This window comes from Curtobacterium sp. PhB128, from assembly GCF_004340725.1.
Lineage (GTDB): Bacteria > Actinomycetota > Actinomycetes > Actinomycetales > Microbacteriaceae > Curtobacterium.
This window is the reverse complement of sequence record NZ_SLUR01000005.1, coordinates 225,714-245,525: the sequence shown is the minus strand read 5'-3', so window position 1 is coordinate 245,525 and position 19,812 is coordinate 225,714. Positions and strand designations below refer to the sequence as shown.

The window sequence follows — 19,812 nt, the reverse complement described above, 5'->3', positions numbered from 1 at the left end:
GGTCGCGGGTCAGCGCGTGGTCGCGGGGTGCGCGACGCGGATGGAGGTGGAGTCGAGCTCGGCGGGCACGTCGGCGCAGCGGTCGATGCCACGGGCGGCGAGCATCCCGGTGTCGCCGAGTCGGGACCGCAGGACGACCTGCGGGCCGCGACCGTCCGGTTCCGCCGACGCGACCGCGAGCCAGGCGGCGGCGAACCGTCCGCCGGGGGCGCAGTCGGCACGCATCCCGTGTCGGTCCGAGCCGTCGGGCAGCACGTCGTCGAGCACGAGCGCCGTGGCCGGCGGCGCAGCAGCGGTGTCGGTGGCGCCGGACCGTGCGACGGCCGCGAAGGCCTCGCCGGCGGGCTTGATCCGGCCGTCGTTCGTGAAGAGCCCGAGGTCGTACTCGAGCTCCGGGAAGTCGGCGAGCGACCTGGCGACGTCGTGCGAGCACCACCACGTGACACCGAGCACCTCCTGCGCCCCGAGCACGTGCCGGATGGTCTGCTCGGTGAACGAGGCGGCGTCCTCCGGGGCGACGACGTTGGTGGGCGCCCCGACTTCCTGCAGCCAGTTCGGCCGTGCGGGGTCGCGGTTCCACGCGGCGGCGAGCTGGAGCAGGTACTCGCCGTGCCGCACCGATCCCGGTCCGAGTGCGCCGTGCAGGGCCGCCGAGCCGTTGAACACCCACGAGTGCGTGACGGTGGCGTCACCGTGGTCCGCCGCGTGCTCCGGTCCGAACGGCTGCGCGTCGTCGTACCAGGCCGCGTCGTACTGCGCGACGGTGACCAGCGGCCGTGGACGCGACCCACTGCCGGACGGAGCCGACGCGGACGAGTCGACCCGGGCCTCCAGGCCGGACGAACCTGCCGAACCTGCCGAACCGGGCGGACCGGACGCGAGCCCGGACCGTGCCGCCGCGACCATCGCTGCCGCCCACGCGTGCCCCTGCTCCGCCGTGATGTCGTGCGGGGCGGGGTGCGGCGCGTGCGCGAACTGGTTCACCTCGTTGCCGATGGTGATGCCGAGCAGGTTCGGCTTCTCCGCGACCGCTGCGGCGAGGGCCCGGACGTACGCCGCGGTCGACGCGACGACGTCCGGGTCGGTGAACATGTTCCGACGGTGCCAGCTGTCCAGCCACGAGGGCACGAAGTCGAAGCTCGACAGGTGCCCCTGCAGGGCGTCGACGTTGACGTCGAGCCCGAACGAGCCGGCGATGTCCACGACCGTCGCGACGTCCTGCAGTGCCGACGCCCGGATGAGGGTGCGGTTCGGCTGCACCACCGGCCAGAGCGGGAAGATCCGCACGTGGTCGGCGCCGAGCGAGGCGATCGCCTCGAGGTCCCTGGCGGTGTCCGACGGTGAGAAGTCGAGCCACGAGTGGAACCAGCCGACCGAGGGCGTGTAGTTGACCCCGAAGCGCATCAGCCCTTCACACCGCCCTCTTCGACGCCCTTGAAGAAGAAGCGTTGCAGGACGGCGAAGATCACGGCGATCGGGATGAACGCGATCATGGTGCCGGCGGCGATCATGCGCTGGTCGGTCGCGAACGTGCCCTGCAGGTACTGCAACCCGACGGTCAGGGTGAGGTTCTCCGGCGACTGCAGCACGATGAGCGGCCACAGGAAGTCGTCCCACGCCCCGATGAACGAGAAGATCGCGATGACGGCGATCGTCCCCTGCACGGCGGGCAACGAGATGTACCGCAGCCGCTGCATCGCGTTCGCACCGTCCATCACCGCGGCCTGGTCGATCTCCTCGGGGATCTGCCGGAACGCGTTGAACATGAGCAGCACGTTGAGTGCGGCGATCATGCCGGGTAGGGCGACGCCGACCAGGTTGTCGGCGAGGCCGAGGTCCTTGACGGTGACGAACTGCGAGATGATCGTCGCCTCGCCGGGCAGGACGAGGGTGGCGAGGAACAGTCCGAGCACGAGCTTGCGGTGCCGCCACTGCAGCCGCGCGAGGGCGAAGCCGGCGAGCGTCGCGAAGACGATGTTGCCGAACACGTCGATCGCGGCGACGAGCAGCGAGTTCCCGATGTAGCGCCACACCGGGATCGCGGCGGCCACCTTGAGGTAGTTCTCGATGGTCGGCTCGGTCGGGATGAACGACGGGTTCGCGGTGTAGATGTCCTCGCCGGCGCCCTTGAGCGAGGTGGACAGCTGCCACAGGAACGGGCCGATCGTGATGAAGAGCACCACGATGAGCAGGACGTAGCGCACGACCTTCTCGCGGGTGGACATGACACCCCAGACCGCGCGACGGCGCTTGCGTCCGCCTCGTCCGTCTCGTCCGTCTCGTCCGTCTCGTCCGTTCGGCCGGGAGGCCCGTCCCGCGTCCGTCGCGCCGGTCACGTCCGGCGTCGGGCTGGCTGCACCGCGCGCCCCGCCCAGGGCGGGTTCGGTGGTCGTCGTGTTCGTCACTTGTCCGCCTTGCTGTTCATCCGCGCGAGGGCGAGCATCGGGATCAGCGTCACGACGAAGAGCAGGAGGCTCAGGGCGGACGCGTAGCCGAGGTTGCCGGTGAAGCCGCGGGCGTACTGCTGGATGAGCATGACGAGCGAGTTGTCCTGCCCGCCGGGTCCACCGGTGCCGTTGGTGAGGATGTAGAGCTCGCTGAACACCCGGAGCGCGGAGACGCACACCAGGATCCCGACGAGCGTCATGGTGCCCCGGACCCCCGGCATGGTGACCGACCAGAACCGGCGCACCGACCCGGCGCCGTCGAGGGCGGCCGCTTCGTGCAGGTCCTTGCCGACGTTCCCGAGAGCCGCGAGGAAGATGATCATGTAGTAGCCGAGGCCCTTCCAGACCGTCAGGCTGATCGCGCTGAGGAGCAGCAGCCACCGGTCGGTCAGGAACGGGACGCTGCCCTGCACGACGCCGAGCGCCTGCGCCATCTCGTTGATGACGCCGCGGTCGTCGAGGATCCAGGTCCAGATGAGCCCGACGACCACGGCCGACGCGATGACCGGCGTGTAGAACGCCGTGCGGAAGAACGCGATCCCCGGCAGCTTCTGCTGGACGAGCACCGCGATGAGCAGCGGCAGCACGGTCAGCAGGGGCAGGCAGATCGCCATGTAGATGACGCTGTTGAGCAGCGCCTCCCACACCTGCGGATCGGCGAGCAGGGTCTCGAAGTTCTCGAGCCCGACCCACTGGCTCACGCCCCCCAGCGGGCTCGCGTTCGTGAACGACAGCCGGACGGTGTTGATCGACGGCCAGAGGCTGAACGCGACGAGCCAGACGAGGGCCGGCAGGACGAGCAGCCAGGGCGTGAACCAGCGGTTGGCGCGCATCAGCCGTTGGCCAGCAGGCTGTTCATCTTGGTCTGAGCCGTCTGCAGCGCCTTCTCCGGCGCGACCTGGCCCTTCATGGCGAGGGCGATCTGCTGGTCGAGGAAGTCCGTCATCGCGGAGTTCGCCTCGACCGGGTTGAGGACCTTCGCGGTCTTCAGGGCCTCGTTCGCCAGGACACGGGCCTCGCCGTTGACGGTGCCGTCGTCCTTCGAGAAGTACGGGTCGGACTGCGAAGACGTGGTCGACGGGAAGATGTTGACCTTGTGCGCGAACGCCTCTTGGTTCTCCGCGTTCGTCATGAACTTCGCGAACGCCTCGGCGGTGGCGAGGTGCTTCGACTTGGCCGACACCGACAGGCCCTGCACGTACAGCGGCGGGGTGTCGAGCGCCGGGCTGACCGTCACCTTGCCCTTGAGTGACGGGTTGTTCTTCTCGAAGTCGGCGAGCGAGGTCGCGCCGCCCGTGGTCCAGGCGACCTTCTGCTGCGTGAACAGCGTCGAGTTGCCGAGGTAGTCGCTGTTCAGCACGTTCGAGGGCATGTAGCCGTCCTGGTACGCGTCCTTGTAGCGCTCGATCAGGTCGGCGGCCTTCGACGAGTCGGCGAAGGTGAACTTCGTGCCGTCCGCGTTGAGGACCTTCACGCCGGCCAGGGTGAAGTCGCCGAGGCCGGGCTTCCGGCTCATCAGGTAGTCGGCCGGGCAGTTCTCGTGCATGGTCTTCGCCTGCGTGAACAGCTCGTCGGTGGTCTTCGGCGGGTTCTTCGCGTCGAGGCCGCACTTCGCGAACATCGTCGCGTTCCAGTAGTCGACGTCGGTGTTGAGGTACCAGGGGTAGCCGAACGTGCCGTCGACGCCCTTGTACTTGTAGGAATCGAGCGCGCCGGCGAGGTACGTGCTCGCGAGCTTCGTGTCGTCCTTCGCGACGTCCTGCAGGAACCCGCGCTTCGCGAGCGGCAGGGCGATGTCCGGCGGCAGGTTGATGACGTCGGGCAGCGAGTTCGACGACGCCTGGCTGAGCACCTTGTCGGCGTAGCCGTCGCCTGGCTGGTCCTGCAGCTTGACCTTCGCGTCGGGGTGGGCCTTCTCGAAGTCGGCGATCACCCCGTTCAGGTAGCCCGTGTACGTCGGCGTGAGCGCCCACGTCTGCAGCGTGATCGACCCGCTGATCTCCCCGCTGCCGGTGTCGGCCGCGTTGCCGCCGCTCGAGCAGCCGGTCAGGACGAGTGCCGTGGCGGCAGCTCCTGCGAGCAGCGCTGCGGCGCGGCTCCTCGTCGCACGTGTGGTGGTCCTCATGGCGTCTGACTCCCTCGTCATCCTGCGTGGTCATCGTGCTGAACCGGTTCAGTTCCTGTCCCTGAACCCGCTTGTGGCAGTGACTATGGAGGACTAAAACGCTATAGTCAAGCCCGTGGCCACGAACCGTCGAACGACGATCTCCGACATCGCCGCGCGTGCCGGCGTGTCCGTCAGCGCGGTCTCGTTCGCCCTCAACGACCGCCCCGGCGTGTCCGACGAGACCCGCGAACGCGTCCGCGCGATCGCTCGCGAACTCGACTGGCAACCGCACACCGCAGCGCGCGCCCTGGGCGGCGCGAAGGCTGGCTCGATCGGCTTCGTGCTGAACCGGCCGGCCCGCACGCTCGGCACCGAGTCGTTCTTCGGCGACCTGATCTCCGGCATCCAGCTCGGGCTCGCCGGCACCCACGTCGGGATGAACCTGCTCGTGGCACGCGACGCGGCCGAGGAACTCGAGACCTACCGGGCCTGGTGGCGCGGGCACCGGGTCGACGGCGTCGTCGTCATCGACCCGCGGCGCGACGACGACCGGCTCACCCTGCTCGCCGAACTCGGCATGCCCACGGTCGTCGTCGGCTCCCACCCCTCACCCGAGGGCTCCGCACCGAGCGTGTGGATCGACGACGGCGACGCGACCGACACGGTCCTGCGGTACCTGCACGCGCTCGGGCACCGGCGCATCGCGCACGTCGCCGGGCGCCCCGAGTTCGAGCACACCGCCATGCGGATCGGCCGCGTCCGGGCCTTCGCGGCGACCGAGGGGCTCACGGACGCCGTGTCGATCCCGACCGACTACTCGGCCGAGGCCGGCGCAAGTGCGACCCGGACCCTGCTGTCCCGCAGCAGCCGACCGACGGCGATCGTGTACGACAACGACGTCCTGGCGGTCGCCGGACTCGGGGTCGCGAGCGAGATGGGCGTCGCCGTGCCGACCGACGTCTCGATCGTGTCGTTCGACGACTCGGCGATGATCCAGCTCGTCCGGCCGTCCATCACCTCGCTGACCCGCGACACCGTGGAGCTCGGGCAGCGCGCGGCGACACTCCTGCGAGCGCAGATCGACGCCACTGCACCGCTGGCGTCACGGCCCGGACCACCACTGACCTTGAGCGTGCGGGAATCGACGGCGCGCGCGCAGCCCTGACCGCTCCCCGACACGCCGAGCGGCGCGTCGGCGTCCGTCCACGGCGCGCGGCGGACTTGACTCCCGTTCGAACACACGTTCGAATACCGTCGTGGGACGGCGTCGCGAGAACCGGTGGCAGCCCCCGGAGCACCCGGAGGTCGAACGTCCGCGCGCCTACTCGCTCTCAGAGGACGCCCGCGGGCCCGACGTCTGCCACGCCGTCACCCCCGTGCCGGTCTGGGCGTGGATCCAGTTCCCGACATTCCACGTCCGGGTGAAGGCCTTCGCGAAGAGCTGGACCCGCGATGCCGTCATGGTCGAGTGGGCCCAGTTCGGACAGCAGGCGGACGCGTGGGTGTGGCGGTCCGCCGTGAAGCACCGCACCCTGCGCGCCGACCAGGCGGAGCGCGCGATGCGGAGTCCGCAGAACGCAGCGCGTTGACTTCTGCTCGCACCCCGAGGATGGTTTGTCGAACACCGGTTCGGCAAGTAACTCACTGATCGAGGCATTCGTTCGAGTGTCGCTCCGGGACGAGGAGGCACCATGAAGAACACAGCGGTGCCGTCCTGGGTCGCCCACGTGCTCACCCCGCCCGAGGTCATCAGCGCCTACGTCGAGGCCCGGGTCAACGATCCGGCCCTGCTGTCGGGCGAGCACACGGAACCCACGTACGCCGACTTCCTCGGCGACGAGTAGACGGTCGTTCAGCGGCGTCGGCGGCGCGCGGACAGCGTGACGCCGACGCTCGCAGCGGTGACGCACACCAGCGCCACCGTCTCCAGCACGGACAGCCCCTCGCTGAGCACCACGAGACCGGCCAGCGCGGCGATCGCCGGGCCGAGACTCTGCAGCACGCCGAACACCCGCGTCGGCATCCGCCGCAGCGCCAGCATCTCGAGGGCGTAGGGCAGCACGCTCGACAGCACCGCGACCGCGCCGAAGACGAGCAGGAGCAGGGGTTCGCGGGCCACGCCGTCGACCGCGGACGGGAGCCCGAACGGCAGCGACACGAGCATCGCGACCACCATCGACACCACCAGGCCGTCGACACCCGGGATCGCGGCGCCGACGTGCCGGTTCATCACGATGTAGCCCGCCCAGCACGCCGCCGCGAGCACGGCCCAGACCACGCCGCCGACCTCGGTCACGGCGCTCGGACCGACCCCGAGCAGCACGACGCCGGCGAGCGCCAGGGCGGCCCAGAGCGCGTCCCGCCACCGCCGGGTGTGCACGAGGGACAGGGCGAGTGGACCGAGGAACTCGATCGTCACCGCGACCCCGATCGGGATGGTCGCGAAGGCCAGGTAGATGAAGACGTTCATCCCGCCGAGCGCCAGCCCGAGGCCGACCGCGCCGAGCCACTGCGCGCGGGTCCAGTGCCCGATGCGAGGACGGACGACCAGCGCGAGCACCACCGCGCCGATGACGAGCCGGAGCGTCGCGGCCCCGACCGCGCCGACGTCGTCGAAGTGGGTCTTCGCGATCGCGGCCCCGAGCTGGACGGACACCATCGCGGTGAGGGCGAGCAGCGGAGCCGGGATCCGGTCGGTACCGCGGGCCTGGTTCATCCGCGGGACCGGCTCATCCGAGGTAGGCGAGCACGGCGAGGACGCGGCGGTGGTCCTCGCCGGTGTCCTCGAGCGCGAGCTTGCCGAAGATGCTCGACACGTGCTTCTCGACGGCGCCGGTGCCGATGACGAGGGCGCGGGCGATGGCCGCGTTCGTGCGACCCTCGGCCATCAGGCCGAGCACGTCGCGTTCGCGCGGGGTGAGCGCGGCGAGTGGGTCGCGCCGTCGGCTCATCAGCTGCGTGACGACCTCGGGGTCGAGCACGGTGCCACCGGCCGCGATCCGACGAACGGCGTCGTCGATCTCCTCGAGCCGGGTGACGCGGTCCTTGAGCAGGTAGCCGATGCCCGTCGCACCGGCGGCGAGGACGTCTTCGGCGTAGGTGGCCTCGACGTACTGCGAGAGGAGCAGGACCCCGGTGCGCGGGGCGATCCGGCGGGTCTCGACGGCGGCGCGGACGCCTTCGTCGGTGAAGGTCGGCGGCATCCGGACGTCCATGACGACGACGTCGGGAGCGCCGTCCGGCAGCGTCGCGAGGAACGCACGGGCGTCCGCGTACTGGCCGATGACGTCGATGCCGGCTTCGTCGAGCACGCGGGCCAGGCCCTCGCGCAGCAGGACGGCGTCGTCGACGACGACGGCCCGGATGCGTGCTGCATCCGGGCCGTCTGTCATGCCGACCAGCCTAGTGGGAGCGCGGGCGCTCCCGTGGGGTCACGACCGCGGGTTCGCCGTCGTGGGGACGCCGTTCAGGGCGCCGAGCGGGATCCGCGCTGTTGCCTCGGTCGGGCCGCCCTCGGGGCTCGCGACGACCAGGTCGCCGTCGAGCGCGCGCATCCGGCCGATCAGGCCCTCGATACCGTGGCCCTGCTGGGGTCGTGCTCCGCCGCGGCCGTCGTCGGTCACGCTGACGGTCAGGTACCAGAGCCCGGAGGCGTCGACCACGAGGCCGAGGTACACCCCGGCGGTCGTGGCACCGGCGTGCTTCATGGTGTTCGTCAGGAGCTCACTCACCGTGAAGTACACGTTGCGCTGGATCTCCGTCGCGAGCTCGAGGCCCTCCGGCAGGCGGACGTCGAGGCCGACCGGGATCGGGGTGCGGGCGACGAGCGCTTCGAGGGCCGCCACGAGCCCGCGATCGAGCAGGATCGGCGGGGCGAACCCGCGGGACAGCGCACGCAGTTCGTCGAGGGCGTCCTGCGCGTGCTCGGAGGCCTCGCCGATCAGCTGCTTCGCCTTCTGCGGGTCCTTCTCGAACGCGCGTTCCGCTGCCGACAGGTCCATCCGGAGCCGCACCAGGCGCTGCTGGGGGCCGTCGTGCAGGTCGCGCTCGATCTGGCGCAGGGCCTGACCCTCGGCGGTCACGGCACCGGCACGGGAGGCTTGGAGTCCGGCGACGCGCTGCTCGAGCTGCTCGGCACGGAACCCGCCGAGCAGACCGAAGTCCACCCAGTAGTGCGCGATGACCGAGCCACGGGCCCAGAGCGGGAACAGCACGACCGAGGCGGCCATCGACAGCAACCCGAGGAACCCGAACCCGACGACGGAGGTCATGTCCCACCCGAAGTACTGCGCGCTCAGGCCGTTCGCGAACGCGACCACCGCGAGCCCGACGGGCCAGAGGAACCCGGCGAGCAGCAGGACGCCGGCACCCACGGTGAAGAGCGCGACGAGTGGGTACACGACCGCTGCGTGCAGGAGGTAGAGCCAGTAGTGCGGGTTGGCGACCGCGGAACCGGTGCGCGTCCACCAGTTCTGCTGCCAGCGGGGCGTCCAGTCCACCGGGCGGATCGGACGCCGGTCTGCCCATCCGATGCGGAGCTTCTCGAACTGTCCGAGCCACCGCGCCACGAACAGCGCGATGAAGAACATCAGCAGCACGAACGGGTTGAACAGGTCGCGGAAGCCGCCGCCGAAGATCGCCGCGGGGAACGCGAAGTAGAGCGTGCAGAGCAGCACCCCGGTCAGGGCCATGTAGCCGAAGTCGCGCGGCAGGCGCTTCCACGACTCGCGGTAAAACGCGCCGGCGGTCATGCCCGAGCCCGCACTGCCGCCCCGGCCGCCACCCGGCGCCGATCCGTTCGGCGGGGTCGCTCCCCACGACGCCGGCGGCGTCTGCTGGTCGTGCTGTCGCGGGTATTGCGGCATCGGCTTGGTGGCTCCAGGTGGGACGGAGTCGCCCAGCGGGACGGTCTGGGCCTGGTCGGGCGAGGGCGTGACGTCGTCCAGCGGGACGGTTCGCGCCTGGTCGAGGCGGTCGGTGTCGGTCATGACTCCAGCCTCGCGATCACGGGGCCGTTCCCCCATCCTGCCCCCTCCCCACCCCGGGTGGGGTTATCCCCCCTCTCCACAGATCTCCCGAGGCCGATCGTCGCGGGACGGCCCGCAGGACATGCTCGTGGTGATGGGCGACGCACTCCGAGCACTGATCGACGCCGTCGGCCTCGAGGTCGGCCCCGGCGAGGAGATCCGATCCGACGACGACCGCTGGACGCTCGATCTCGATCCGGACGGTACGCACGCCTGGGTCGCGACCCGGCACCGGCCGGTCTGGCTCCACCGCGACGACGCACTCGTGTTCATCGAGGCTGGTGGAGCCGCACTGGTCGAGCAGCACCCGACGACGTCGATCGGCTCCGACCCCGAGCGGCACGGTCCGCCTCGAACTGCTCCTTCGTACGACTTCCCGCACGAGGCCCTGTTCGCCGACACCGGCGTCGTCGTCGGATCGGCGACGCTGGGGCCACTCGCTGCCGAGGTCCTCGCGCTCCCGTCGATCGCCACCACCCAGCCCGCGGACTTCCCGTCGGCGGACGTCGTGCTGGCGCTGCGTCACGTCGGTCACCTCGACGGCGGCCGGTGGCACGGCGTGCAGCAGGATGCGCTCGCGCGACTCGTGGTCACGACCGTGCTCCACGACAACCCACCGCCCTCGCTGCGCGACAACAGCCTGGCGAGGGTCCTCGACCGGCTCTTCGACCCGGCGGGCGGGCACTCGACTGCGGACCTGCTCGACGGCGTCGGCATGTCTCCGCGCACCCTCGAGCGTCGGTGCACCGAGACCACGGGCTGCACGCCGGCCCAGCTCGGGCGGTGGTTCCGGAGCCTCGCTGTCCGGAGTGCACTCACCCGGGGTGACCGTCCCGCCGAGGTCGCTGCCCGCTTCGGCTTCAGCACCACCGCCTCCATGCGACGCGCGCTGCAGCGGGTCCGCGCACCGGAGACCGACCTCCCTCGGAGGTTCTGACGGTTCTGGTTCACGAATCCCGCGGTTCGCGAACCAGGACCGTCAGCCGCCCGGACAGAACATGCTTTCCCCGCCGCGCGGGCTGCGCGTAGTGTGCGGGCATGCAGAACATCACGGGTGTTCGGGTGGTCTCGGCCGCGGCGGTCGTCGCAGCGGTCGTGTTCGGGGCGCGCGGACTGGTCGGGACGATCTGGCTCGCGCCGTGGGACCTGCCGAACGGGCTGCTCCTCGTCGCCACGGCGCTCGCCGGGCTGGCGGGTGCGGTCGTGCTCGTCGCCGCGGTGCGCGCTCGGGACCGTCGGGCGCTCGCGTTCGCGGTGTCCGTCCTGGCGTTCGCGCTCCTGTGGCCCGCGCCGGGCTGGGCCACCGCGGTGCTCGTCGTCGTCGCGCAGGGTGCACTCGTGGCGTTCGGCGTGCTGACCGTCCGGAACGAGGACGGCGTGCAGCGGGCCTTCGGCTGGGTCGTCACCGTGGCGGCGTCGCTGTGGTTCGTCACCGCGCTGCTGTCGAACGCGGCGCTCCTCACGGCGCTGCCGCAGGAGGCACTCGGCATCGCGTTCTCCGTCCCGGGGCTGCTGCAGACCGTGGCCTACCTGGCGGCGGCGGTGCTCGTCGCGGTCCCGCTCCTGCGTCCGGTGGGCCGGGGCGTGAACGCGCTCTGGGCCTCGGCCGAGGTGCGCTGACTCCGCAACGACGCTGAGACCGCAGGGCCGCTGAGCCAGCGAGTGCCCCTCAGCCGGCCCGTGCCGCCAGGCGCTCGGATCGGCGCACTGCCTGCTCGTCCGGGTCCGGCACAGGCGCGGCTTGGATGAGTCGACGCGTGTAGGGGTCCTTCGGCGACCGGAGGATGGCGTCGCGACTCCCCTGCTCGGCGACCTTCCCGCCGTGCAGCACGACGACCCGGTCGCACAGCGTGTCGACCACGGCCAGGTCGTGGGTGACGAACAGGCACGCGAAGCCGAGGCGTTGCTGCAGCTCACGGAAGACGTCGAGCACCCGCGCCTGCACCGAGACGTCGAGGGCGCTCGTCGGCTCGTCGGCGATGAGCAGTGCGGGGTCGAGTGCGACGGCGCGGGCGATCGCGACGCGCTGCCGTTGGCCGCCGGAGAGCTCGTGCGGGAAGCGCTCGCGGTACCCGCCGTCCAGGCCGACGTCGGCGAGCAGCCGGTCCACCCGTTCGTCGATCTGGGCCGACGGCAGGCGCAGGATCTGCCGGAGCGGCTCGGCGACGGTCTGTCCGACCGTGTAGCGCGGGTTGAGCGACCGGAGCGGGTTCTGGAAGACCACGCCGACGTGTCGCCGCATCTCCCGGCGAGCTGCTCGCCGGGCGACTGCCACGTCGGTGCCCTCGACGACGACCGAACCGGACGTGATCGGTGCGAGCCCCACGGCGGCGCGGCCGATGGTGGTCTTGCCGCTGCCGGACTCGCCCACGAGTCCGACGATCTCACCGCGACCGACCGTGAACGACACGTCGTCGACCGCGCGGAACCGCCCGCGCAGTGCACCGCCGTACTCGACCACGAGGTGCCGGACTTCGAGGACGATCGATGGAGCCTCCGTGACGGGGTCGACCCGCGCCTCCCGGCCGACCTCGGTGCCCATGCGTGGGACCGCAGCGAGCAGGTCACGGGTGTAGTCGGCGGACGGTGCGGCGAAGACCGCGGCGACGGTGCCCGTCTCGACGACGCGACCGCGGCGCATGACGACCACGCGGTCGGCGATGTCGGCGACGACGCCCATGTCGTGGGTGATGAGGAGGATCGCGGTGCCGGTGCGTTCGCGCAGCGCACGCAGGACGTCGAGCACCTCGGCCTGCACCGTGACGTCGAGTGCGGTCGTCGGCTCGTCGGCGATGAGCAGGTCGGGGTCGGCGGCGAGCGCCATCGCGATCATCACCCGCTGCGCCTGTCCGCCGGAGAGCTCGTGCGGGTACTGGCCGAGCCGGCGTTCGGGTTCCGGCACCTCGACGGCACGCAGGAGTTCGAGCGAACGGTGCCGGACGGCGGCGCGGTCGTGCGAGGCGTCGGCGCGGCGGACGGCCTCGGCCAGCTGGAACCCGACCGTGAACACCGGGTTGAGCGCGGCCGACGGGTCCTGGAAGATCATCGACACGCTGCGGCCGCGGACCCCGCGCAGGGTGCGTTCGTCGGTGCCGAGCACCTCGAGGTCGCCGAGCCGGATGCTGCCGGAGGAGCGCGCGCCGTCCGGCGCGATCCCCATCGCCGTCATCGCGGTCATGCTCTTGCCGGATCCGGACTCCCCGACGACGGCGACGACCTCGCCGCGGCCGACGGTGAACGAGGCGTCGTCGACCGCGCGGACCTCGGCGCCGTCGACGTCGAAGGTCACGGACAGGTGGTCGACGGTCAGGACGTCGGTCATGGGGTCTCCGAGCGGTCGGTGCGGTCGCGGGCGGCCTTGAACGCCTCCCAGTCCTCGAGCATCTTGTGGTGGTGGCCCTGCAACCACTGCATGTAGTCGCGGCCGTTGAGCAGGCGCTCGCGGACCTCGGCGTCGACGTCGCCCGCCCCGGTGCGGCCGGCGTGCTCGACCACCGCCAGGCCGTGTCCGATGATGTCGCGCTGCCGGTCGAGGTACTTCCGTTCCCCGGCGAGCCAGGAGCCCCAGACGTCGGCCTCGGCGCGGAAGTAGTGGCTGCGCTCGCCGGCGACGATCTGCCGCTTCACGAACCCGGAGTCGACGAGCCGGCGCGTCGCCATCGAGACCGAACCCGAGCTGGCGCCGAGCGCGCGTTGGAGATCGGCGGACGACGAGTGCGGCGCGCGGGTCATCATGAGGTAGCCGAGCACGCGGGCGTCGGTGAGCGCCATGCCCGCACCGTCGTTGAGCATGAGGGCGAACTCCTCGACGAACGCCTGACGCTCGGGTTCGAGCACGACGTCGTCGTGCCCGACACCGTCGTCGTGCCCGACACCGACGCCCCGACCGTCGACGTCGCTCACGGTGCCAGCCCTGCCGCGACCTCGGGCGACTCGGTCGGGATCGCCCACGGTTCCTCGGTCATGCCACCGCCGGCGCGGATCGACCGGACGGTACCGTCGGCGTCGCGCGTGAAGGTGATGTCCTCGTCGACCGAGCCGAAGCGGTTGCCGTGCGTCATCCGGAGCGTGTCCGCGTCGACGACCTCGAGCCGGGTCGGGGTGTCGAGCGGTTCGGGTCCGGACGGGTCGACCTCGACGAGCCGGTCGCCGATGCGGGCGATGTCGCTGACGCCCCACGGGTTGGCGAAGCGTCCGGTGTACGCGGCGGTGTCGACGTCGTCGGGCACGGTGGTGCCCGGCGCGGACGTGTCCGCCGCGGCGTCGAGCATCTGCACGACGGCGGTGGCGATGAGGGTGGCGGGCCCGGCGGCGGCGCTCGTCATGACGGACACGACGAGTCCGGATGCCGGGTCGAACAGCGACTGCGTGATGTGCCCGGGGAACCCGCCCGAGTGGCCGCGGACGTCGCGCCCTCCGATGCGGTCGACGATGAACCCGGCGCCGTAGCCGCGGGCGGCCGGGTCGTCGGTGGCGCTCCAGGCCTTGCGCTGCGCGAGTCGCTTCGAGTGGTCGTCGAGCAGGCTGCCGGCCCCGATGACGTGCTGCGAGAAGTACTTGACCAGGTCGGAGGCGGTGCCGTGGAACCCGGTGGCGGCGGCCATGGCGTGGGTGTCCACGTGGTCGATGCGCTGCCGCTGCCGCGCGGTGTGGAACCCGGTGTACCCGACCACGAAGTCGTCGGCGCGCGTGGGGTCCCAGTCGGGGCCGGTGTTCCGCAGGCCCAGGGGTTCGGTGATCGACTCGCGGACGAAGTCGTTGTAGGACTGCCCGGAGACCGCGGCGATGACGAGCCCGAGCAGCGAGTAGCCGAGGTTCGAGTAGTTGAACGACGATCCGGTGGGGACCTTCTGCCCGCGGTCGAGCACGAGTGCCAGCAGCTCCTGCTCGTCGGGGAACGGGCGCAGGAGCGACCAGTAGTCGCCGTCGTGGCCGTCGCGGATGACCCCGGCGCCCATCTCCATGAGCTCACGGATCGTGGCGTCGGCGAGCGGGGAGCCGCCGTCGACCAGCGCCGGGATGTACGTGCCGACGGTGTCGTCGAGCCGGAGCGACCCGCGCTCGGCGAGCTGGAGCAGTGCCGTCGCGGTGAAGGTCTTCGAGTGCGAGGCGATGCGGAACAGGTCGGTGGTGGTCAGGCGGCGCCCGGCCTCGACGTCGGCGTAGCCCCAGGCCTCGTCGAACAGCACCTCGCCGCCGAACCCGATGGCGACCTGCACGCCCGGCACCCGCAGCTGCCAGACCTTGTACGACACCCACTCGTGGATGTAGGGCAGGGTCTTCCGGTACGCGGAGAGGGTGTCGGTCACGGTGGTCCTTTCGAAGGGCGGTGGTTCGAGTCTGGCGCGTCGGTCGCGACGGTGCCCACCGCGACGCGGCGTGCACCGTGCAGGTCAGCGCCGACGCGGGTCGAGCGCGGCGCGCAGCGTGTCGCCGAGCGCGATGACGGAGAGCACCGTGACGGCGAGGAACGCCGCGGGTGCGATGAGCATGTGCGGGGCGCGGAGGAACTGCGACGTCGCGGCGGAGAGCTGCAGCCCCCACGAGATCGCCGGGCTCTCGAGCCCGATGCCGAGGTAGGTCAGCGACGACTCGGACACGATGACGCCGCCGACGGTGATGGTCGCGAGCACGAGCAGCGGCGAGATCGACGACGGCAGCACGTACCGGGTGGTGATCCGCCAGGTGGACAGCCCCATCGTGCGGGCGGCGAGCACGAACTCGGCGTTCCGCACGCTGCGGACGCTCGACCGCACGAGCCGGGCCATCGTCGGCCACCCGAACAGCGCGAGCACGAGCGACACCGTCAGCACGGACCGCTCCCCCACGCTGTTGAGCACCACGACGGCGCCGAGCAGGAACGGGAAGCCGAGGAACACGTCGGTCAGGCGGGCGAGCACGGCGTCGACCCAGCCGCCGACCATGCCGGCGATCGTCCCGACGACGACGGCGACCATGCCGGCGAGCACGGTGGTGAGCACTGCGACGGCGATCGACGACCGGGTGCCGTACACGACGTTGGCGTACACGTCGCAGCCCTGCAGGTCGAAGCCGAACGGGTGCCCGCTGGTCGGCGAGGCGCCGCTCTGCCCGAGGTCGCACACCCGGGGGTCGCCGTGGCCGAACAGTCCGGCGAACAGCTGCGGGAACGACGCGATGAGCAGCACGACGACCAGGACCGATGCCGGCACCCAGAAGCCCGGGGTGCGGGCCGCGGCCAGCAGGGGTCGTCGTCGGCCGCCGACGACGGGTTCGACGGTGGCACTGAGCGCTGAGGTGGTCATGCGGCTGCTCCGGTCCGGACGCGGGGGTCGAGGGCGGCGTGCAGCAGGTCGACGAGCACGCTCGTGACGAGGAACACCAGGATGAGCGCGGTCGAGATGCCGACGACGACGGCGCCCTCGTGCGACCGGATGCCCTGGAACAGAAGGTTCCCGACGCCGGGCAGGTTGAAGATGCCCTCGATGATCACGGTGCCGCCCATCAGGTACCCGAGGTCGGTCGCGAGGTAGGTGGCGGTGGGGATGAGCGAGTTCCGCATCACGTGCACGCCGACGATCCGACCGGGCGCGAGCCCCTTGGCCCGTGCGGTCCGGACGTAGTCGGCGTCGAGCGTCTCGATCATCGAGGTGCGGGTGAGCCGGGACACCGCTGCGAGGCCGAAGAGCGCGATGACGAACGCCGGCAGGATGTACGCCGTCGGCCAGCCTGCGGTGACGCCGGCGACCGGGAACCAGTGCAGTCGCACCGAGAACACGAGCTGCAGGGCGACGCCGAGGACGAACACGGGGATCGCACCGACGACGATGGTGCCGACCAGGACCGTCTTGTCGAGGGCGGTCCCGCGCTTCAGGGCGGAGAGCACCCCGAGCCCGATGCCCAGGACGATCTCGAGGGCCCACGCGGTGAGCGCCAGGGTGATCGTGACGGGCCACCGCGAGGCCATCTGCTCGCCGACGGACTGCCCGTTGAAGTCGGTGCCGAAGTCGCCGCGGAACAGCCCGCCGACGTACTGCACGTACTGCAGCCAGAGCGGCTGGTCCAGGTGGTACTCGGCCCGGAGCGTGCGGACGACCGCGTCGCTGAGCGGCCGGTCGCCGCCGAGCGCCCGGATCGGGTCACCGGGCAGCGCGAACGTCATCGCGTAGATGAGGAACGTCACCCCGAGGAACACGATGGCCAGGCCGCCGAGCCGGCGACCGACGGCGAGCGTCGGACGCATCACGCGCCTCCCGACACGGCCGCCGACACCGGACGGGAGGCACGGGTCGGGTCCGCCACGTGCGCCGCGCAGGCGAGGATCGCCCCGTACTGCACCCCCACCAGTTTCCGCACCGGGATCGGGTCCGCCTCGGTGGCCGCGTCGGCCTGCCAGTGCGCGTAGCGCTCCGCCAGGCGGTCGCGCAGGCGCCGGAGCGGCGCGGACGCCGTACCGGCGGTGGTCTCCGCCTCGAACGCCCGGAGCAGCATGCCGCCGTAGCGCAGCCGGAAGCAGCGGACCAGGTCCTCGCAGCCGAAGCGCTCCGCGACGGTGGCCCGCCGGTCGACCGGCTCGCGGTCGGCCCGGCGGCGGTCGGTGTCCGCCGTGCCGACGAGCATCGGCACGAAGGCCCGCGACGCCTCGAGGAACGGCGACTCGATCGACAGCATCGGCGACGCCTCGTCGAGCAGCTGCTGGAGTTCCTCGCCCGAGGCGCCGAGCTCGGCGGAGCAGCGCCGCAGCAGGTCGGCGTACGACTCGTCGGTCGGACGCTGGTCGTCGGCGTCCGGGTGGCTCCAGTACGGCAGTTCGGCCACCATGCACAGTGCTCCGTGCCGCATCGCCCACGCCGCGCTCGACGCACCGTGGATGTGCTCGCCCGGGTCGACCCCGAGTCCTTCGAGGTAGTCGTACGCGGTCTCGATCCCGTCCATCGCGAACACTGCGGGGGCGAGTTCGCGCAGGAACGGTGACTCGGGCTCCCCGGTGTCGAGCGGCAGCCCGAGCGCGGCGGGGATCGCGTGCAGGGTGTCGACGACGTCGGGCAGGTCCTCGGACAGGTAGTAGTAGACCCCGCCCATCTCGCCGTTGTGCAGCGACACCAGCAGGTCCGGCTCGGTGTCGTCGATGAGCCGCATGAACGCGAGCGTCTCCGGCAGCACCTGGTCGAAGTACACCGACTTGTGGCTGTTCGGGAACGTCCACTCCACCTGGCTGTCCGGTGCCGGGCGGTAGAAGTGCCGCGAGTAGAACACCCGGTCGTGCGGGTCGTGGAACCACGCCTCGTTGAGCCGCATGCCGTCCGGGTCGATCGTCGGGACGATGTGCCAGGTGACGTCGAGCGCACGGGCGTCGTCGTCGGTGAGCACCGTCTCGGCGAGGTGCAGGGCCGTCCACGAACCGATCGGTTCGTTCGGGTGCACGCCGCCGACCACGACGGCGGCGTGCGACCCGGTGCCGATCCGGTAGGAGTGCAGTGGTTCGCCGAGGCGGCTGGTGCCGATCCGGGTGACCGTGACCTGGTCCGGGTGGGACGCTGCGAGCGCGTCGAACCGGGCGTGCAGGTCGTCGACGAGCGGGAAGCCGTCGTGGTCGGGGACCTCGGCCGCCAGGCGGAGGATGGTGCGCTGGTCCATGTGGTGGTGCCCTACTTCACGGCGATCTGCGCGACGACCGGGCTGCCGGCGACCGCGGGGAGCTTCGTGACCTTGTCGCTCGTGACGTACGAGTACTTGTCGAAGAAGGTCGGCACGACGGGGAAGTCCTCGAGCACGGCCTCCTGCGTCTTCGTGTAGTACTCGTTCGCCTCGTCCTGCGAGCCGGCCGAGTCCGCCTTCGCCAGCAGCGCGTCGACGGTGTCGGACTGGTAGTACCCGGTGCAGGGCGAGCAGCCGCCGGCCAGGGTGAACAGGGCGCGGAGGGTGTTCTGCTGGCTGATGTACAGCGCACCCCAGTGACCGAAGTGCGGGCCGGCGACCTTCTTGTCCGTCAGCTCGGAGTAGTACGAGGCCCAGTCGGTGGTGGCCTTCGCGACGGTGTCGACGCCCAGGTTCTGCCGGATCTGGTTGGCGTACGCCTCGTAGAGCGAGTCGAGGCCGCTGCCGCCGGGGTAGACGAGCGTGATCGTGCCGTCGAAGCCGCCGGACTTCGCCAGGAGCTTCTTGGCCGCGGCGGGGTCGAACTCGCACGCGTCGCCGCAGATGCCTTCTTCGGTGCCGGACATCGACGGGGGCGTGAGTGCGGTGGCGGGTTCGTACAGGCCGCCGTAGATGGCCGTGTTCACCTCGTCGCGGTCGATCGACATCGAGATCGCGCGACGGACGTCGGGGTCGGAGTACCGGTCGTCCCAGAGCGGGAAGCCGAGGTAGTCGATGCCCGGGGCGTCGAAGGAGTGCAGGCGGTCACCGAAGTCGGCCTTCGCGCTCGTCATCTTGTCGGTCGGCAGGAACAGCACGTCGGCGTTGCCCGCGAGGACGTCGGTGTAGGCGGTGTTCATGTCGGAGTAGCTCCGGAACGTGACGTCCTTCGTGACCGGCTTCGTGCCCTCGTAGTCCTTCCACGCGGTGACGGTGAACTCCTTGTCCGCCTTCCACGCCGACTGCATCTCGTAAGGGCCGTTCCCGATCGGCTTCTCGTCGTACGCCTTCAGGTCCTCGTAGGCGGCCGACGGCATCGGGTAGAACGCCGTCTGGGCCTGGCTGAGCTGCAGCGGGAACTGGCTGTCGGCGTGGGTGAGCGTCACCGTGAAGGTGTCCTTGCCGGTGACCTGCAGCCCCGACATCTCCTTCGTCTTCGGGGTGCCCTTCGCCGGGTTGAGGTCGGTGTACCCGACGATCGCGGCGAGCTGCCCGCTGTTCTCCCACGCGTTGGGACCGTAGGCGACGTGGTTCCAGGCCTTCACGTAGCTCTCCGGGGTGACGGCCTCGCCGTTCTGGAACGTCCAGCCGTCCCGGAGGGTGATGGTCCACGTGGTGGCGTCGTCGCTCTCGACGCTCTTCGCGGCGACGTCGTGGAGCTCGCCCTTCGCGTCGGTCTGCGTCAGCGGCGCGAACAGGCTCTGCACCTGGTCGAACGCGACGGTCTGTCGTCCGGGCGTCAGGTGGTCGGGCTCGCCGGTGGCGTACACCAGGCTCGATCCGCCGGCGGAGTCGGCCGTGCCGCTCGCCGAACAGCCGGTCACCACGAGCGCCAGTGTGGCTGCCGTGGCCAGGGCGGCGATGGTCCTGCGTCGCATGGGGGTCTCCTCGGGTC

19 protein-coding genes are annotated in these 19,812 nt (G+C 71.1%); 5 read left to right on the top strand and 14 right to left on the bottom strand.

All coding sequences use genetic code 11. From position 1 onward, the window contains the following. Window positions 1-9: 9 nt before the first annotated feature. The 4 genes from EDF23_RS10980 to EDF23_RS10965 all read right to left on the bottom strand — a co-directional run bounded on the left by EDF23_RS10980 (window position 10) and on the right by EDF23_RS10965 (window position 4,572). Window positions 10-1,404, bottom strand: a complete 1,395-nt coding sequence (locus tag EDF23_RS10980) for a cellulase family glycosylhydrolase (RefSeq protein WP_131921660.1) — start codon at window positions 1,402-1,404, stop codon at window positions 10-12. Further along, window positions 1,404-2,225, bottom strand: coding sequence for a carbohydrate ABC transporter permease (locus tag EDF23_RS10975; RefSeq protein ID WP_123294190.1), 822 nt, complete (start codon window positions 2,223-2,225; stop codon window positions 1,404-1,406). The genes EDF23_RS10980 and EDF23_RS10975 overlap by 1 nt, the downstream gene beginning before the upstream one ends. Window positions 2,226-2,401: 176 nt before the next feature. After that, window positions 2,402-3,280, bottom strand: coding sequence for a sugar ABC transporter permease (locus EDF23_RS10970; protein WP_131878500.1), 879 nt, complete (start codon window positions 3,278-3,280; stop codon window positions 2,402-2,404). Next, window positions 3,280-4,572: a sugar ABC transporter substrate-binding protein gene (locus EDF23_RS10965; RefSeq protein ID WP_131921659.1), complete on the bottom strand. Its 1,293-nt coding sequence runs from the start codon at window positions 4,570-4,572 to the stop codon at window positions 3,280-3,282. The genes EDF23_RS10970 and EDF23_RS10965 overlap by 1 nt, the downstream gene beginning before the upstream one ends. A gap of 115 nt (window positions 4,573-4,687) precedes the next feature. On the opposite strand from EDF23_RS10965, the gene EDF23_RS10960 reads away from it, so the two are divergent. The 3 genes from EDF23_RS10960 to EDF23_RS19230 all read left to right on the top strand — a co-directional run bounded on the left by EDF23_RS10960 (window position 4,688) and on the right by EDF23_RS19230 (window position 6,398). Continuing rightward, entirely contained in the window at window positions 4,688-5,719 is a 1,032-nt protein-coding gene (locus EDF23_RS10960) for a LacI family DNA-binding transcriptional regulator (protein ID WP_123938866.1), read from the top strand. A 91-nt stretch (window positions 5,720-5,810) separates the two neighbouring features. After that, the gene (locus tag EDF23_RS10955) at window positions 5,811-6,143 is read left to right on the top strand and encodes a hypothetical protein (protein ID WP_123293983.1); all 333 of its coding nucleotides are present in this window, start codon (window positions 5,811-5,813) and stop codon (window positions 6,141-6,143) included. Window positions 6,144-6,245: 102 nt separating this feature from the next. Then, a complete protein-coding gene (locus tag EDF23_RS19230) occupies window positions 6,246-6,398 on the top strand; it encodes a hypothetical protein (RefSeq protein WP_159572741.1) in 153 nt (50 codons plus the stop codon). Between the two features lie 8 nt (window positions 6,399-6,406). Here EDF23_RS19230 and EDF23_RS10950 read toward each other — a convergent pair whose 3' ends face one another. From EDF23_RS10950 to EDF23_RS10940, 3 genes are read right to left on the bottom strand one after another with little or no spacing between them, the layout of a single operon-like run. Beyond that, on the bottom strand, window positions 6,407-7,270 hold the full coding sequence (locus EDF23_RS10950) for an EamA family transporter (RefSeq protein ID WP_131878496.1): 864 nt from the start codon (window positions 7,268-7,270) through the stop codon (window positions 6,407-6,409). 13 nt (window positions 7,271-7,283) lie between these two features. Continuing rightward, window positions 7,284-7,946, bottom strand: coding sequence for a response regulator transcription factor (locus EDF23_RS10945; RefSeq protein ID WP_111084503.1), 663 nt, complete (start codon window positions 7,944-7,946; stop codon window positions 7,284-7,286). Between the two features lie 39 nt (window positions 7,947-7,985). Then, window positions 7,986-9,542: a sensor histidine kinase gene (locus tag EDF23_RS10940; protein ID WP_123293985.1), complete on the bottom strand. Its 1,557-nt coding sequence runs from the start codon at window positions 9,540-9,542 to the stop codon at window positions 7,986-7,988. A gap of 133 nt (window positions 9,543-9,675) precedes the next feature. On the opposite strand from EDF23_RS10940, the gene EDF23_RS10935 reads away from it, so the two are divergent. Further along, entirely contained in the window at window positions 9,676-10,518 is an 843-nt protein-coding gene (locus tag EDF23_RS10935) for a helix-turn-helix domain-containing protein (protein WP_165901098.1), read from the top strand. Window positions 10,519-10,619: 101 nt separating this feature from the next. Beyond that, window positions 10,620-11,201 (top strand): hypothetical protein, encoded by a 582-nt coding sequence (locus tag EDF23_RS10930; RefSeq protein ID WP_131921657.1) that lies wholly within the window; start codon window positions 10,620-10,622, stop codon window positions 11,199-11,201. A 49-nt stretch (window positions 11,202-11,250) separates the two neighbouring features. Here the strand turns inward: EDF23_RS10930 and EDF23_RS10925 are convergent, their stop codons facing one another. The 7 genes from EDF23_RS10925 to EDF23_RS10895 form a co-directional block, all read right to left on the bottom strand. Further along, on the bottom strand, window positions 11,251-12,903 hold the full coding sequence (locus EDF23_RS10925) for an ABC transporter ATP-binding protein (RefSeq protein WP_131921656.1): 1,653 nt from the start codon (window positions 12,901-12,903) through the stop codon (window positions 11,251-11,253). Further along, window positions 12,900-13,484, bottom strand: coding sequence for a MarR family transcriptional regulator (locus EDF23_RS10920; protein ID WP_123293989.1), 585 nt, complete (start codon window positions 13,482-13,484; stop codon window positions 12,900-12,902). Before EDF23_RS10920 ends, EDF23_RS10925 begins: the two co-directional genes overlap by 4 nt. Beyond that, window positions 13,481-14,890 carry a serine hydrolase gene (locus EDF23_RS10915; protein ID WP_243648892.1) on the bottom strand — a complete coding sequence of 470 codons (1,410 nt, stop codon included), beginning with the start codon at window positions 14,888-14,890 and terminating at the stop codon, window positions 13,481-13,483. Before EDF23_RS10915 ends, EDF23_RS10920 begins: the two co-directional genes overlap by 4 nt. An 84-nt stretch (window positions 14,891-14,974) precedes the next feature. Next, on the bottom strand, window positions 14,975-15,865 hold the full coding sequence (locus EDF23_RS10910; protein WP_123938873.1) for an ABC transporter permease: 891 nt from the start codon (window positions 15,863-15,865) through the stop codon (window positions 14,975-14,977). Beyond that, window positions 15,862-16,803, bottom strand: coding sequence for an ABC transporter permease (locus EDF23_RS10905; RefSeq protein WP_123293990.1), 942 nt, complete (start codon window positions 16,801-16,803; stop codon window positions 15,862-15,864). The genes EDF23_RS10910 and EDF23_RS10905 overlap by 4 nt, the downstream gene beginning before the upstream one ends. Next, window positions 16,803-18,197, bottom strand: a complete 1,395-nt coding sequence (locus EDF23_RS10900; RefSeq protein ID WP_131921655.1) for a M14 family zinc carboxypeptidase — start codon at window positions 18,195-18,197, stop codon at window positions 16,803-16,805. Before EDF23_RS10900 ends, EDF23_RS10905 begins: the two co-directional genes overlap by 1 nt. 11 nt (window positions 18,198-18,208) lie before the next feature. Continuing rightward, window positions 18,209-19,795, bottom strand: a complete 1,587-nt coding sequence (locus EDF23_RS10895) for an ABC transporter substrate-binding protein (protein WP_243648891.1) — start codon at window positions 19,793-19,795, stop codon at window positions 18,209-18,211. Between the last annotated feature and the right edge of the window lie 17 nt (window positions 19,796-19,812).